Genomic DNA, 16447 nt, shown 5'->3' with positions numbered 1-16447 from the left:
ACGGAACGCGGCGGGATCTGACGTTCCACACTTTCAAAGCGATCGTCCATGGTCAGCAGCCGGGCGGCCAGGCGTAGCCGCCGAGGAAGCCGGTTCCGAGCACGAGCCGCCACTCCGGTAACAGCGCGTGCGCTCGCCGGGCCGACGACCAGTCCGAGCAGGAACGAAGCGCTCACCGCGCACTTCGGAGGGGTTTACGTCCCGGGGCATCTGGTCCTACGCTCTCATAAGCATCAGAGATCCCTCATTTCAGGGACTGGCGGGATCCGATGATGCGTCCGCACTGGGGATGCGGGTGCCTCACGGGCCTGCACTGGGTTGGAGGCGGTCTCATGGGGCGCTCGTCTGTTCGTGGATTCAGCCGGTCGTCGCGCACGCGGTGGAGCCTTGTGCCCATAGCGGTTTCGGCGTTGCTCGCGGCGTTCCTGCCCGCGATCGTGCTGCCGGCGACCCCCGCCGAGGCGGCAGGACCATGCGGTCCACCGGTGACGAGCGTCATCGCCTGCGAGAACATGCTTCCCGGTGATGCGCCGAGCGACTGGCAGGTAACGGGAGCGGGTGACTCGACCATCCAGGGCTATGCGACGTCGATGAGTGTCAACGTCGGCGAGACCGTGCATTTCAAAATCAACACCTCGGCCGGCAGCTATCACATCGACATCCTGCGGATGGGGTATTACCAGGGCAACGGCGCGCGGAAGGTCGCCACCGGAGTTCTCCCTTCGGCGAACCTGCCGCAGAGCCAGCCGGCGTGCCTCACCGACTCCACCACCGGGCTCATCGACTGCGGCAATTGGACGGAGTCAGCCTCCTGGGCGGTACCTGCGACCGCCGTGTCAGGCGTCTACCTCGCCCACCTAGTGCGCAACGACACGGGAGGCGCCAGTCTCATCCCGTTCGTCGTGCGCAACGACGCCAGCACCAGCGACATCGTGGTGCAGACATCGGACGAGACGTGGCAGGCCTACAACACCTACGGCGGAAACAGCCTCTACTCATGCACGATTTCCTGCCCGCCAGGCAACCCCGGCGGGTACAAGGGAGCGTTCAAGGTGTCGTACAACCGACCGTGGCACAGCCCGGCGGACGACAGTGGCCGCAGCTGGGTCATGTACGCCGAGTACCCCATGATCCGATGGCTCGAGTCCAACGGCTACGACGTGAGTTACATGAGCGGTCCGGACGTCGCGACCCGTGGATCGCTGCTGCTCAGCCACAAGGCGTTCTTGTCGGTGGGGCACGATGAGTACTGGTCCGGCGACCAGCGCGCCAACGTCGAGGCCGCCCGTGATCACGGCGTCAACCTTGCTTTCTTCAGTGGCAATGAGGTCTTCTGGAAGACCCGGTGGGAGCCGAGCACCGACGCCACGAAGACGCCGGGGCGCACACTCGTCTCCTACAAGGAGACGCACTTCGACGCTCCAACGGACCCGCAGGATCCGCCCACCTGGACGGGGACCTGGCGTGATCCGCGCTTCAGCCCTCCGGCCGACGGAGGACGGCCGGAGAACGCGCTCACTGGCCAGTTCTTCATCGTCAACTCCGGTACGACCGACATCCAAGTGCCGGGGGCCTACGCTGCTCTGCGATTGTGGCGGAACACGGCCGCGGCTTCCCTCACACCGAGCCAGACGCTGACCCTCGGATCGGGCGTCGGAACGCTCGGCTACGAATGGGACGAGGACGCGGACAACGGAGCCAGACCGGCCGGTCTGTTCGACCTTTCCCAGACCACATCGACGTCTGCGCAGGTCTTCGTCGACTATGGGACCAACGTCGCAACCGGCCCCGCCACGCATCACCTCACCGAGTACCGGGCACCGAGCGGTGCACTCGTCTTCGGGGCGGGCACGGTTCAGTGGTCGTGGGGCCTGGACGGCGCGACGACGGGAAAAGCATCCGACCGCAACATGCAGCAGGCGACCGTCAACGTCCTCGCCGATATGGGGTCACAGCCGACGACGCTGGCAGGCAACCTCGTCGCGACAGCCGCATCGACCGACACCACCGCGCCCAAATCGACGATCGCGAGCCCCGCCCAGGGTGCCGGCATCTCGGATGGCAGTGCGGTGACGATTTCGGGCACGGCAACTGACACAGGCGGCGGAACGGTCGCGGGTGTCGAGGTCTCCACCGACGGCGGCAAGACGTGGCACCCGGCCAGGGGCGCCGCGTCGTGGACATACACGTGGATCGCTCATGGAAACCCTACGACCACGATCCGGACCCGCGCGGTGGACGACACCGGCAACGTGGAGGCGCCGAGCGCCGGCGTGAACGTGAACGTCTCCTGCCCCTGCTCTATCTGGGGAGCCAATGTCACCCCCGGATTGGCCGATTCGGGTGATGCTCAGGGGATCGAGGTCGGCGTGAACTTCACGACCGACACCTTCGGCACGGTCAGCGGGATCCGCTTCTACAAGTCGACTAAGAACACCGGCACCCACACAGGGAACCTCTGGACGTCGTCCGGCCAACTGCTGGGCCGAGTGACCTTCTCGGGTGAGACCGCGTCCGGCTGGCAGCAGGCATCCTTCAGTCAGCCCATCGCGGTCAGCCCCGGCACCACCTACGTCGCGTCGTACTACGCGCCAGCGGGCCATTACGCGCAGGATTCGGGCTACCTGTACAACGCTCCGGCGCCAGCGCCGGACGGCAACGACAGCGTCGACAGCCCGCCGTTGCACGCACTGCGCTCGACACCGTCCAATCCCGACGGCGTGTACTCGTACAGCGCTTCCACCGCCTTTCCCAGCAGTGCGTTCAACGCGGAGAACTACTGGGTGGACGTGGTGTTCACGCCATCCCCAGCTCCTGGCCAGGTGACGAATGTCACCGCCACACCCGGATACAGCTCCGCAGCGGTGAGTTGGAACGCACCGAACACTGGCGTACCTACGATCTACACCATCACGCCCTACATCGGGACCGCCGCGCAGCCGACCACGACCGTCGTGGGCAACCCGCCCGCGACATCCACGGTGGTGACCGGGCTGACCAACGGGACGACCTACACGTTCACGGTCACCGCCTCGAACCCCAACGGCGCAGGGTCCGCTTCTGCGCCGTCGAGCGGCGTGACCCCGTCCGCGACCGCCTCCGTGGTTCAGAACGGGGGTTTCGAATCCGGTGTGAGCCTGTGGACGGCCGCCGGCACCCCGCCCGGATCCGCCAGCACGACGACCGTCCACACCGGCGCGGGCTCGGCGCTGCTCGGCAGCTTGTCTGGAGCGGAGCCCACCGGTGACGGATCGCTGAGCCAGCGCGTGTCCATTCCCAACGGCACCAGCACGCTGAGCTTCTGGTACTGGCCGGCCACAACCGACACCATCTGCTCGGGGTCGGCCTGTGTATACGACTGGCAGGAAGCGCAGATTCGCAGCACGTCGGGCACCGTGCTGGCGTCGGTGTTCAAGGGCAACAGCAATGCCAGAGTGTGGACGCCCGTCACGTTCAACACCAGCGCGTATGCCGGGCAGACCGTCGTGCTCTGGTTCACCGTCCATCAGGACGGGTCGAACCCGCCCGACGACACGTGGATGTACCTCGACGACGTCTCACTTGCCGGGTCCCAGCCGACCGCTCCGTCGGCGCCGACGGGTGTGACGGCCACGGCCGGCGATGGCCAAGCCACGGTCTCGTGGACGGCGCCCGCCAACGGCGGCGCCCCCATCACCAGCTACACGATCACGCCGTACATCGGAACGACCCCCCAGGCCCCGACGACGATCACGGGCACGCCGCCGGCGACGACGACGACCGTCACCGGCCTCACCGACGGCACCGCGTACACGTTCACGGTGTCGGCGCTGAACAGCATCGGCCCCGGTCCGGCGTCGGCGCCCTCCAGCGCAATCACGCCGAGCGCGCCGACTGCTCCGTCCGTGCCGACCGGGGTGACGGCCATCGGCGGCAATGCCCAGGCGACCGTGTCCTGGACGGCGCCCGGCAACGGCGGCGCCCCGATCACGGGCTACACGATCACGCCCTACATCGGCACGACCGCGCAGAGCCCAACGACGTTCACAGGCACGCCGCCGGCGGCGACCGCGACCGTGACCGGCCTGACGAACGGCACCGGCTACACCTTCACGGTGGAAGCAACGAACAGCATCGGTACCAGCGCGGAGTCGGCGCGCTCGAACACGGTCGTCCCCGCGACAGCCCCACCGATCGCGTTCATCCAGCAGATCACCAGCCACGGTGTCGGAGCCACGCGGACGGTGACCCCGGTGTCGGCCGTCACCGCCGGCGACCGGATGATCGTCGAGGTCGGCATCTGGGCCGCTTCGCACCCGACCATCAGTTCCGTCACCGACAGCGCCGGCAACACGTACACCAGCGTTGCGCGCTTCACCTCCTCCGATGGCACCGAGGAGACAGTCTGGACAGCGCCCGTCACCGCCGGCGGCGGCACGAAACCCACGATCACCGCGACAGCCACAGCGAGCGGCGATGTCGGCATTGCCGCAGTGGAATACGCCGGCCTCTCGAACACCGCCGGCGGAGGCGCAGTGGACGTCGCGACGACGGCCACCGGCACCACCTCCGCAGCGACCACGGTGTTCTCCGGTGCCACATCCGCCACCACGACCGCCGGACTGGCACTGGGCTTCTACGCCGATTCCGGGTTCGGCACGTCGCCGACGCCGGCGAGCGGCTTCACCAAGAGGGCGTCGATCACCGGCGCGTCCGACATGGACCTGCTGATCGAGGACCAGAGTGTCGGCGCCGGCGCCACTCCCAACGCCGGTGCGGCCACGGGCGCCAACACGATCTGGCTCGTCTCCACGGTCGTCTTCACCGCCGCGGCCGGCACCACGCCGACAGCGCCGGCCGCGCCCACGGGCATCACCGCCACCGCCGGCAGCGGGCAGGCGACCGTTTCCTGGACGGCGCCGAACAATGGCGGATCACCGATCACCGGCTACACGGTGACGCCATACGTCGGCGCGGCCGCCCAGTCCCCGACGATCGTGACGGGAACGCCGCCGGCGACGGCGGCGACTGTCAGCGGTCTTGTCAGCGGCACGACCTACACCTTCACCGTCAAGGCGACCAACGCCATCGGCACCGGGCCTGAATCGGCGCCCTCCAGCGGAGTGACGCCGACAGGCGGCGCTCTGGGCCAATGGGGATCCCTGCAGACGTGGCCGCTCGTCGCGATTCACGCCATCCAGCTGAACAACGGGAAGTACCTTCTGTTCGACGGGTGGCAGAACCCGACGCCGACCCTGGTGTGGGATCCCGTATCCAACACCTTCACGACTGTGAATGCCCCGGCGAGCATCTTCTGTTCCGGCAACACGCACATGGCCGACGGGCGGGTCTTCGTGGCCGGAGGGCACGGCACCACCGAGATCGGCATCAAGTCGACGACGATCTTCGATCCGGCGACCGGCGCCTGGACGAAGGTGGCCGACATGAACGCGCCGCGGTGGTACCCGTCCGTGCTGCCGCTCTCCGACGGTCGTTTCCTCGCCCTGAGCGGCAACTCGACCGACGCGAGTCACTGGGCGGATACGCCGGAGGTCTACAACCCGTCGTCCGACAGCTGGACGCTCCTGTCCGGGGTCAGCACATCGCAGATCCACGAGGAGGAGTATCCGTTCACGGATCTGATGCCGAACGGGAAAGTCTTCGCGATGGGGCCATCCGAGGACGTCTCCTACGTACTCGACGTGAACGCGCAGACCTGGACCCCGGTGGGAGCGAGCGGCGTCGTGAACGGCTCCGCAGTGATGTACCGGCCCGGGAAGGTCCTCTACAGCGGCGGCGCGGCGAGCGTGATCAATACCGCGACGGCGGCGGCGGCGACCTCGGTCATCGATCTGACCGCGCCCAGCCCGACCTGGCGGCACACGTCGCCGATGAACACCGCGCGCGTTTACCACACGCTGACCATGCTCGCCGACGGCAAGGTACTCGCTGTGGGCGGCGAGCAGACCAGTGATCAGACGACCGTCACCTCCGGAGTGCTGTCGACCGAGATCTGGGACCCGGCAACGGAGACCTGGACAACCGGGCCTTCGATGTCGGCGGCCCGGAACTACCATTCGACCGCGGTGCTGATGCCCGACGGGCGCGTCCTCGTGGCTGGGGGCGGCCACGAGAACGGACTGTCCGACGCGGGGCAGTACTCGTCCCAGATCTACTCGCCCGCCTATCTTTCCAACGGCCCGCGGCCGACGATCAGCTCTGCGACCGCGTCGACGAGTTACGGCGGCACGATCACCGTGAACACGCCCGACGCGGCCGGCATCTCGGCGGTCAATCTCGTCTCTCTCGGTGCTGACACTCACCAGGCCGACATGGGCCAGCACTTCGTGCCGCTGAACTTCACGGCGGGAAGTTCGAGCCTGTCGGTAACGTCACCGAGCGGAGCCGCGATCGCGCCCCCCGGTGATTACATGATGTTCATCGTCAACAGCGCGGGCGTGCCGTCGGTGGCATCGATGGTCCACATCAATGCGAGCGTCACTTCGCCTGGCGTGCCGGCCAACGTCACCGCAGCGGGGGGCAGCACGCAGGCGACGGTGTCCTGGACGGCGCCCGCCGACGGCGGCTCGGCGATCACGTCGTACACGATCACGCCGTACGTCGGTGGGGCGGCGCAGACGCCCACCACGATCACCGGCAACCCGCCCGTCACGACGGCGACCATCACCGGCCTGACGAACGGCACGGCATACACCTTCACTGTCACGGCCACCAACGCGGTGGGCACCGGCCAGCCGTCGGCCGCGTCGAATATGGTCACACCCGGCGTGGCGACGCCACTGTTCGTGCAGAGCGTGACCGCTCATGGTGCGGGAACGACGACGCGTACCGTGACGTTGCCCAGCGCGATCACCGCCGGGAATCGACTCATCGTCGAAGTGGGCGTGTGGTCCTCGTCGAATGCGACTGTGAGCAGTGTCCGCGATTCTGCCGGAAACGCCTACACCGAGCTGACCCACTTCACCGCCTCGGACCACACGGAGCAGAGCATCTGGAGTACCCCGATCACCGCGGGCGGCGGAACCAAGCCGACCATCACGGTTACCGCGACGAAATCGTCTGACCTGGGGATCGCCGCACTCGAATACGCCGGCCTCTCGACGGCCGCCGGAGCCGGAGCCGTGCAGGCGTCCAAGACCGCGACCGGCACAGCGACATCGAATACCACCGTGTTCTCGGCCGCGACCGCCGCTTCCACGGCGAACGGTATCGCTCTGGGCTTCTACGCCGATTCGGGATTCGGAGTGTCCCCCAATCCGAGTTCCGGCTTCACCGCTCGAGCGAAGATCGCCAACGCCGGTGACATGGACCTGCTTGTGGAAGATCAGCCGATCTCCACGGGAGCGACGGCGAACGCGGGTGCAACGACCTCGGCGGGCACAATCTGGCTTATGTCGACGATCGTGTTCAAGGGGTCGTGAGAAACCCCAATCGGGAGCGTCCCTGCAGAGGCGGGATCAGGCGACGGGTCCGGTGAACGGCTCCTCCGGTTCCCGGCCTCCGGCGGGCGCTTCACGAGGGGCTGCCCGCCGCTGGATCGAAGGACGCCTGACACCGCTGCACGGCAGGTTCGTATCCAACCAGCCGATCCCCTGCGGCAAGCCGGTGGCCGCCGGAACCCTCAGCTCGCAAGCGTGCTGCGCCCGGCGCGTGTCGCGGATGCGCTGTCGTCGCCCCAGAGCGGCACGGTGAGCATCTCAGTCACGGCGGTCTCGAGGGTTCCCGCCAACGGGATGCCGACGGGATCGTCGAGCCACTGTCGCTGCAGTCCTTCTTCGAGGGCGAGGAGCCGAACTGCACCGGAAGCGGGGTCGACTCCTGAGGCGAGAATTCCCGCTTGCCGCGCGCCGCGGAGGGCCCATGCGATGCCGGAGCGAACGCGGCGGTAGTTCTCGTGCATGTAGGCGTGGGCAGGGTGTTCGAGCGAGGTCGACTCGGCCGAGACGACGACGTACAGCTGCACGAGGCCCGGCACCGTCTCGTTGTGGCGGGCGAGGGCGACCATGCCGCGGAGGACGCCGAGCCCGTCGAGCCGGCCTGAGTCGTGCGCGAGGAACACTTCGCGGTCGAGGGCCTCGCGACGATCCAAGACCGCGATCAGGAGCTCCTCCTTCGTGCGGAAGTGATGCATGAGACCCGCGCGGGTAATGTTGCATGCTGCGGCGATCTCGAGGATCGACGCACCCGAGTACCCCGCGTTCGCGAAGGCCCGGACGGCGGCGCTCAGGATCTCCTCGCGCCGTGCTCGGCCCTTGCTGTAGCCGGTTCGCGCCATGATCTCCTCCCCATCTCGTCCCGGCGAAATCCTGGATTGCAAAAACCTACACTAGTGCAGGTATTGTGTTCCGAGCCGGCATGGGGCCGGCGCACTGAGACATTGGAGTCTGAGTTGTCCACATCCACCGAGGGCCTCGAGCCCACCGCCGTCGGCACGGCCGTCGCAGAGCCGGGAACTCCGGAGCGTGCAAGGGAGCCGCGCGGGTTCGCGTTCACATACTGGCTGGCGACGTACGGCCTGTTCCTCGGCATCCTTACGCCCATCCTCGGCGGGCTTGCGGTTCGCGTTCAGAACATGGTGGGTCTGGATGCCGCCCCCGGCGTCCTCGGCCTCGTCATGGGTGTCGGATCCCTGTTCGCGCTCGTCGCCCAGCCGCTCGCGGGTCGGCTTTCGGACCGGACGACGTCCAGGTTCGGCATGCGCCGACCGTGGATCCTCGGCGGCGTGCTGGTCGCCGGCGTGAGCCTCGCGCTGGTGGGTGTGGTGCCGTCGGTGTGGCTGCTGCTCGTGGTGTGGTGCCTCGCGCAGACCGCGAGCAACTTCGCTCAGGGCCCCGAGACCGCGTCGGTCGCGGACCAGGTGCCGCACCTGCGCCGTGGCTTCATCAGCGGCCTCGCTGGCACCGCGACTCCACTCGCGCTGCTCACGGGCGCGGCGCTGCTGAACGCGATGCCGAACGATGCCCTCCGCAACCTGGTGCCGGCGCTGCTCGCCACGACGTTCGGCCTGCTCTTCGTGTTCACGCTCAAGGACCGGGTCCGCCTCGAGCCTGCGGCGGAGAAGTTCAGCTGGAAGGAGTTCGCGGGGACGTTCTACTTCAACCCGCGCACGCACCGCGACCTCGGCTGGGCGTGGCTCACGAAGGCGCTCATCATGTTCGCCTTCGGCGCGCTCGGCGGGTTCCTCACCCTGTTCCTCGGCGTGCAGTACCGCCTCAGCGTCGAGGAGCAGCTCGGCTTCAACCTGTCGGCCACCATGGTGCAGGTCGCTGCGATGGTGATCGTCTCGCTGATCGCGGGCAAGTGGTCCGACAAGGTGAACCGCCGCAAGCCGTTCGTGATCGTCGGCGGCGTACTCGTCGGCCTCGGAGTGATCGTCGTCGCGCTCTCGCCGCTCGCCGGCGCCTCCGGTCTCACGGTGATCCTCGTCGCCGAGGCGATCCTCGGCATCGGCGCGGGTCTGTTCTTCGGCGTCGACCAGGCGATGTGCATCGACGTGCTGCCCGACAAGGAGAACATGGCCAAGGATCTCGGTGTGCTGAACATCGCGAACACCCTCCCTGCGATGATCGCGCCGTTCCTCGCCGGCACGATCTTCATCCCGATCGGCACGTCCCTGTTCGGCGGCGGCTACGCTCTGTGGTTCGCCTTCGCGGGCGTCGTCGGCATCGTCGGCGGACTCCTCGTCATGAAGATCCGCACCGTCAAGTAGCAGGATTCCAGGAGGGTCCCGGCGGGCCGGGACCCTCCTCCTACAGCATCCGACCCGAAACAGCAGGAGCACCATGACCACTGTCACCGACATCCGGTTCCCCTTCCAAGACCCGGCACTCTCGCCGGAGCGGCGTGCGGACGATCTGCTCAGCCGCCTTCCCCTCCAAGACAAGGCGGGCCTGCTGTTCGTGGGTATCTCGGTCTTCGGCGATCCCACCCTGCCGAGCGCGATGTTCCCGGCCCCGTCGCTGGAGACCACGGTGTCGAAGCTGCGGATCAACCACATCTACGTGATCGGCGACGCGGACTCCGCTCGCGAGTTCGCGCAGTGGCACAACAGGTCGCAGGACATCGCAGCGCGCACCGGATTCGGCATCCCGATCACGTTCGGCACCGACCCGCGCCACGGCTTCCACTTCAACCCGGGCGCGAGCGCCGCGGCGAAGGTGTTCTCGCAGTGGCCCGAGCACCTCGGGTTCGGAGCGCTGCGGTCGGAGGAGCTTGTCGAGCGGTATGCCGACGTCATCCGCCGCGAGTACACCGCGGTCGGACTCCGGCTCGCGCTGCACCCGCAGATCGACCTGGCGACCGAGCCGCGGTGGGCGCGTCTGAACGCCACGTTCGGCGAGGACCCTGACCTTGTCGCCCGGCTGGGTGCCGCGTACGTCCGCGGCCTGCAGGGATCAGCGCTCGGCCGTGAGTCCGTGTCGGCGATGGCCAAGCACTTCCCCGGCGGCGGGCCGCAGAAGGACGGCGAGGACCCGCACTTCGCGTACGGCAAGGAGCAGGTCTACCCCGGCCGACGCTGGGACGACCACCTGAAGCCGTTCATCGCCGCGATCGACGCCGGGGTCTCGCAGATGATGCCGTACTACGGGATGCCGGTGGGCACCGAGTACGAAGAGATCGGATTCGCGTTCAACAAGGCGATCATCACCGACCTGCTTCGCACCGAGCTCGGCTTCGACGGAATCGTCTGCACCGACTTCGGGCTGGTGTCGGACGTCGAGATGTTCGGCGCACCGTTCCCCGCGCGGGCGTGGGGCGTGGAGCACCTCTCGGCACAGGAGCGCATCGCGCGACTGTTCGACGCCGGCTGCGATCAGCTGGGCGGCGAATTCTGCGTCTCCGAACTCCTCGCCACCGTCCGCAGTGGCCTGGTCACCGAGGAGCGCCTCGACCAGTCCGCGCGCCGGGTATTGATCGAGAAGTTCACCCTCGGACTGTTCGAAGAGCGCCACGTGGATGCCGACGGCGCCAAGGCCGCTGTCGCGACCGACGAGATGGTGCGTGCCGGCATCGACGCGCAGCGCGACTCGCACACGCTGCTCACGAACGGCACGGCCGACGCCCCGACGCTTCCCCTCCCCGCTGGCCTCAAGATCTACGCGAAGAACATCGACGGCTCGGTGTTCGACGGCTGCGAGATCGTCGACGACCCCGCCGCCGCGGACCTCGCCGTGCTGCGGATCGCGGCCGCATACGAGCCGCGTACCAACGGCTTCGAGTTGTTCATGCACGCCGGCAGCCTCGACTACACGGATGACGAGCGCGATGAGATCCTCGCGGTGTGCGCCGCGGTGCCGACAGTGCTCGTCGTGAACCTCGACCGCCCGGCGATCCTCACACCGTTCGTCGACGTTGCGGCCGCGATCATCGCCGAGTACGGTGCGACGGATCGCTCTGTCGCCGATGTCCTGCTCGGCAGGGCGGAGCCGAGGGGACGGCTCCCGATCGACCTGCCACGCTCGATGGCGTCCGTCGAGGCGAACAAGTCCGACACCCCGTTCGACATGCCCGATGCGCTGTTCCGCTTCGGGCACGGCCTCACGTACGGCGCCTGATCGAAAGAGAGGGAGCGGATTGGCTGCCCGCGGTGGACCGAGTCATGATCATCCACACCGAGCCCCTGTCGATCAGCCGCCGCGGAGCCGTGGCCGGACCCTCGATCGCCGCGGGCGCCTCTCGCGAGCGCGCGGTCAGCGAAGACGTCGACCACCCGCATCCGGTCCCACCAGCCGCGGTCGCGACCCTGGCGCTCACGCAGCACCAGCGGCGCGATCGTACCGCGTCGCTCACGGCGCTACTCGAGCAGCCCGGTGCTGAGGACGTCGTCGGTCGTCCGCTGCAGATGGCGCGCCAGCGCCTCGACGGCACTCGGGTCGCGTGAGGTCGCCAGTTCCATGAGCTCGCGGTGCTCGGCGGGGATGTCGCGCTCCCGGAAGTGATCGCTCGACCCCGAAAGCTGTCGGTACAGCTCCGCGCCGTCGCGGAGCGAGTTCGTCAGGGCCAGCATCCGCGCGTTGTCGCACGCCGACACCAGCGCGACGTGGAATGCGTGATGCGCGTCGCTCCACTCCTGCGTGGTTCCCGGTTCGTCGTCGAGCGTGAAGGTGGCGCGCTCGAGCACGTGGTGCGCGGAAACCACCGCCGCCTCCCAGTGCACATCGCCGTGCTCCATCGAGTGGCGAAGCGCCTCACCCTCGAGCATCACTCGCAACTCGGTGATCGCCAGCAGATCGGAACGCGAGACCTCCACGACACGAAAGCCCTGATTGGGTGTGAGAACGGCGAGGTTGTGCTCGGCGAGCCGGCCCAGTGCCTCACGCACGACCGACATGCTCGCGTCGTACTTTGCGGCCAGTGCGGCCAGGCGCAGCGGCTCTCCCGGAGCCAGGTCGCCGCGCAGGATGTCGGCACGAAGGATGTCGTGAACCTGCCCGGCACGGGTCGCTGTCTTGGAATCGGACACACCGCCACCTTAGCGAATCCTCGGTAAATTACAAGATTTTCGAAAATCACTTGCGCTCTCGAGAATAATAGATCATGATGATCACGACTCGAAGGAGAGATGCAATGACCATTGACCACAGCCAGTACTTCCTCGCACCGCGGCCCCGCCCCATCCGGCCCCCGAAGCTGCACCACGCCACGTTCATGACCATGGATGTCGACGCCATGGTCGCCTTCTATGAGCTGGTGGCCGGACTGCAGCCGGTCTACTACGCGCAGCATGCCGCGTGGCTGACGAACGATGACGCGAACCACCGCATCGCACTGCTGCGCCTGCCCGGCACACACCCGCCGGTGGACAAGCCGCACAGCGCCGGCCTTCACCACACGGCGTTCGAGTACGAGACGTTCGACGAGTGGCTCGACAACTACGAGCGCCTGCGCGATGCGGGTGTGCTGCCTGAAATCTGCCTCGACCACGGCATGACGATGTCGATGTACTACGCCGACCCCGACGGCAACGGCGTCGAGATCCAGGTCGACATGTTCCACGACTGGAAGGTGTCGAAGGAGTGGATGTGGGCATCCCAGGAGTTCTCGGAGGACCAGATCGGCCCTCAGTTCGACCCTGAGAAGCTGGTCGCCGCCCGCGCCGCCGGTCTCACGGGCGACGAGATCCACGAGCGCGCACGGAGGACCGAGTACTTCCCCGCGAACCCGCGGCTCGGCGTCACTTTCGACGACCCGTGGCCCGCGAAGATCGAGGCCGACCCCACGCTCGCCGAGGGCGTTCCGCTGCCTGCGGCAGTGGATGCGTGAGACTCGCATGCGCATCGCCACTCTCACCGGGCGGGCCGTGCTCGTCTCGAACGACGGCGCCGGCGACGCCGCCGTCGACATCGCGAACGCGAGCGACGGACGCTTCGGTCCATCGCCTCGTTCGGTGTTCGAGCGCTGGGACGACTTCACGGCCTGGGCAGCGGATGCCGCGCTCGACGGCGGCGACCCGTACGACCCCGCCGACCTCGACGCCCCGATCGCCGACCCGCGACAGGTGTTCGCGATCGGCCTGAACTACCGTGACCACGCCGACGAGGCGAACCTGGCCTATCCCGAGAACCTCGTGGTGTTCACGAAGTTCGCCTCGTCGCTCGCCGGGCCCAACGTCACGATCGAGCTGCCGAGCGACAAGGTCGACTACGAGACGGAACTCGTCGTGGTCATCGCCCGCGAGGTCCACGAGGCCGACGTCGAGGCGTCTCGGGCAGCCATCGCGGGCTTCGCGGTCGGCCAGGACATCAGCGAGCGTGCGGTGCAGACGCGCGGGCCGGCGCCCCAGTTCAGCCTCGGCAAGTCGTTCCCGAACTTCGCTCCGTACGGCCCGGCGATCGTCACCCTCGACGAGCTCCAGAATCCTGACGCGCTGCGCATCACCGCGATCGTCGAGGGCCCGAGCGCGGAAGGCGAGACCAGCCGGACGCTGCAGGACGGCACCAGCGCGGACCTCATCTTCGCTGTCGATCGCATCGTCTCGGACCTGTCCCAGATCGTGACGCTCTACCCTGGCGATCTGATCTTCACCGGGACCCCCGCCGGCGTCGGCATGGCGCGCGGCCTCTTCCTCAAGCCTGGGGACGTGCTCACCAGCACGATCGAAGGCGTCGGCACGATCACGAATCGGTTCGTCGCGAAATGACTCTTACTGCCGTGCACGGCGAGACGATCCTCTGGGAGCCCGGCGCGGATGCCGCATCGGGTCCCATGGGCCGCTTCCTCGCCGGCTCGGCGCAAGAGCTCGGGATCGAGCTGCCTGACTATCGAACCGCTCTGACATGGTCGACGAGCGACCTCGCCGGGTTCTGGGATGCCGTCCGCCGCTGGTTCGACGTCGTCGGCGACTGGGACGGACCCGTGCTCGCCGACGACAGCATGCCGGGAGCGGTCTGGTACCCGCTGGCCCGGCTCAACTACGCCGAGAACATCCTTCGACACGCCTCCGGCGATCTCGCCGAGGCGACGGCGATCGTCGATCTTGATGAGGACGGCGCCCGTCGCGACATCTCGTGGAGCGAGCTCGCCGCACAGGTCGGCGCGGTCGCGGCATCCCTCCGCCGTCTCGGCGTGACGACCGGCGACCTCATCGCTGCGATCCTCCCCAACGTGCCCGAAGCCATCGTGGGACTGCTCGCGGCCGCGAGCATCGGGGCCACCTGGTGCATCTGCTCACCCGACCTGTCGGCGCCCGCGGCCGTCGCACGCCTCGGGCAGCTCGAGCCGAAGGTGCTGATCGGCTCCCTGGGATACCGGTTCGGCGGCAAGTGGTTCGACCGTCACGAGCACCTCGACAGCGTGCTCGCGCAGCTTCCGACCGTCGAGCACGCCATCGAGGTGGGGCCCGATCCGACGCGCATCGCCTTCGACGACCTGCTCGCCGCACCGGCCGGCCCCGTTTTCGAGCGCGTGCCGTTCGCCCACCCCCTCTGGGTGCTGTTCACCTCCGGGACAACGGGCACGCCGAAGGGCATCGTGCACGGCCATGGCGGGATGACGCTCGAGGCGCTGAAGATGTTCGGCCTGCACTTCGAGATGACGCCCGACGACCGCTACTACGTCGCCGCGAACACGTCATGGATGGTGTGGAACACCCTGCTGTCGAATCTGATGACCGGCGCGTCAGTCGTCACGTATTCCGGTTCACCCGCCTATCCCCGCATCGACCGCCAATTCGACCTCGTCGCGAAAGCGGAGGTCACCATGTTCGGCTCCGGCGCGGCCTACCTCAAGCTGGTTCAGGATGCCGGCCTCCGCCCCCGCGATGAGCACGATCTGCGGGCGCTGCGCCTGGTCATGACGACCGGATCCACACTCGCCGACGCGACCTCGCTGTGGCTCCACGAGGCGGTGCGCCCCGGCATCCGACTCACCGATGCGAGCGGCGGCACCGACGTCTGCTCCGCCTTCGTCGCGGGCAACCCCCTCGAGCCTGTGCGTCTGGGGCGCATGCAGGGCGCCCTGCTCGGTGTCGCGCTCGACGTGTTCGACGAAGACGGGCAGCCGATCCGCGACGCCGTCGGCGAGCTCGTCATCACCCGCCCGATGCCTGCCATGCCGGTCACGTTCTGGAATGACCAGGATGGCGCGCGCTACCGCGCCGCGTACTTCGAGGCATTCCCAGGGGTCTGGACGCACGGCGACTGGATCACCCTGGGAGCCGACGGCACGTGCGAGGTGCTCGGCCGGTCGGACGCCACCCTGAACCGCGACGGCGTGAGACTCGGGTCGTCCGAGATCTACGGTGCGCTGCTGGGGATGCCGGGCATCCGCGACTGCCTCGTGATCGGGGTCGACCTGCCGGGCGGAGGCTACTGGCTACCGCTGTTCGTCGTGGTCGACGAGGGCTACGAACTCGATGCTGAACTGCGCGACCGGATCACCTCGGCCATTCGCTCCCATGCATCGGCGCGCCACGTGCCCGACGAGATCATCGCCGCACCCGCCATCCCGGTCACGCACGCCGGAAAGAAGATCGAGGTGCCGATCAAGCGGCTCTTCGCAGGTGTGAGCCCTGACAGCGTCGACCGTGGATCGCTCGCGAACCCCGACGCCCTGGACTGGTTCGCGCGCCGCGCCGCGGTCTTTCGCGCCGACCTCGCGGCCGCCGGCAGCGAGGTCAGCGCATGATCGACCACATCGTGCTCTTCCGCCTGAAAGCAGAGGCAGCGGATGCCGACGTCCAGGCGCTCGTCGACGCCTTGCACGCCGTCTCGCGCGTCGCGCCAGGCGTGCAGAGCTATCGACTGGAACGCGACCCCAGGCTGCGCGACGTCAACGACGACCTCGCTCTCGTCGCACGCTTCGACGATCGCGGCGCCTTCGAGGCGTACCCGTCCCACCCCGATCCCTCGCGGTCCTCGCCGAATACGCGCCTCTGCTTTGGCGGAGAAGCACTCCGTGCAGTTCGAGTCCGAGTCGTTGACCTTCAGCGTCGAGTGATCTAATATGG

General features: G+C 67.9%; 9 protein-coding genes. 7 read left to right on the top strand and 2 right to left on the bottom strand.

The features are described from left to right. The first annotated feature begins 389 nt into the window (after nt 1–389). The gene (locus ABD212_RS07025; RefSeq protein WP_344092768.1) at nt 390–7421 is read left to right on the top strand and encodes a N,N-dimethylformamidase beta subunit family domain-containing protein; all 7032 of its coding nucleotides are present in this window, start codon (nt 390–392) and stop codon (nt 7419–7421) included. A 200-nt stretch (nt 7422–7621) separates the two neighbouring features. Here the strand turns inward: ABD212_RS07025 and ABD212_RS07020 are convergent, their stop codons facing one another. Beyond that, complete coding sequence (locus ABD212_RS07020) at nt 7622–8275, bottom strand: TetR/AcrR family transcriptional regulator (protein ID WP_344092766.1); 654 nt, start codon at nt 8273–8275, stop codon at nt 7622–7624. A gap of 114 nt (nt 8276–8389) precedes the next feature. On the opposite strand from ABD212_RS07020, the gene ABD212_RS07015 reads away from it, so the two are divergent. Then, a complete protein-coding gene (locus ABD212_RS07015) occupies nt 8390–9709 on the top strand; it encodes an MFS transporter (RefSeq protein WP_344092764.1) in 1320 nt (439 codons plus the stop codon). Nucleotides 9710–9782: 73 nt separating this feature from the next. Continuing rightward, entirely contained in the window at nt 9783–11555 is a 1773-nt protein-coding gene (locus ABD212_RS07010; protein WP_344092761.1) for a glycoside hydrolase family 3 protein, read from the top strand. A gap of 239 nt (nt 11556–11794) precedes the next feature. Here the strand turns inward: ABD212_RS07010 and ABD212_RS07005 are convergent, their stop codons facing one another. Then, complete coding sequence (locus ABD212_RS07005) at nt 11795–12463, bottom strand: GntR family transcriptional regulator (protein ID WP_344092759.1); 669 nt, start codon at nt 12461–12463, stop codon at nt 11795–11797. Nucleotides 12464–12567: 104 nt separating this feature from the next. Between ABD212_RS07005 and ABD212_RS07000 the strand changes: the two genes are divergently transcribed. Genes ABD212_RS07000 through ABD212_RS06985 form a run of 4 tightly spaced genes read left to right on the top strand, consistent with a single transcriptional unit; the run spans nt 12568 to nt 16442 of the window. Beyond that, nucleotides 12568–13263 (top strand): VOC family protein, encoded by a 696-nt coding sequence (locus tag ABD212_RS07000; RefSeq protein ID WP_344092756.1) that lies wholly within the window; start codon nt 12568–12570, stop codon nt 13261–13263. Nucleotides 13264–13270: 7 nt separating this feature from the next. Next, nucleotides 13271–14140: a fumarylacetoacetate hydrolase family protein gene (locus tag ABD212_RS06995; protein ID WP_344092753.1), complete on the top strand. Its 870-nt coding sequence runs from the start codon at nt 13271–13273 to the stop codon at nt 14138–14140. Continuing rightward, nucleotides 14137–16125 carry an acetoacetate--CoA ligase gene (locus tag ABD212_RS06990; protein WP_344092751.1) on the top strand — a complete coding sequence of 663 codons (1989 nt, stop codon included), beginning with the start codon at nt 14137–14139 and terminating at the stop codon, nt 16123–16125. The genes ABD212_RS06995 and ABD212_RS06990 overlap by 4 nt, the downstream gene beginning before the upstream one ends. Next, nucleotides 16122–16442 carry a Dabb family protein gene (locus ABD212_RS06985; protein WP_344092749.1) on the top strand — a complete coding sequence of 107 codons (321 nt, stop codon included), beginning with the start codon at nt 16122–16124 and terminating at the stop codon, nt 16440–16442. Before ABD212_RS06990 ends, ABD212_RS06985 begins: the two co-directional genes overlap by 4 nt. Nucleotides 16443–16447 lie beyond the last annotated feature (5 nt).

Origin of the sequence: Microbacterium deminutum, from assembly GCF_039530205.1 — a bacterium.
Lineage (GTDB): Bacteria > Actinomycetota > Actinomycetes > Actinomycetales > Microbacteriaceae > Microbacterium > Microbacterium deminutum.
The sequence above is the reverse complement of the archived record's forward strand: the minus strand, read 5'-3'. Positions and strand labels throughout refer to the sequence as shown.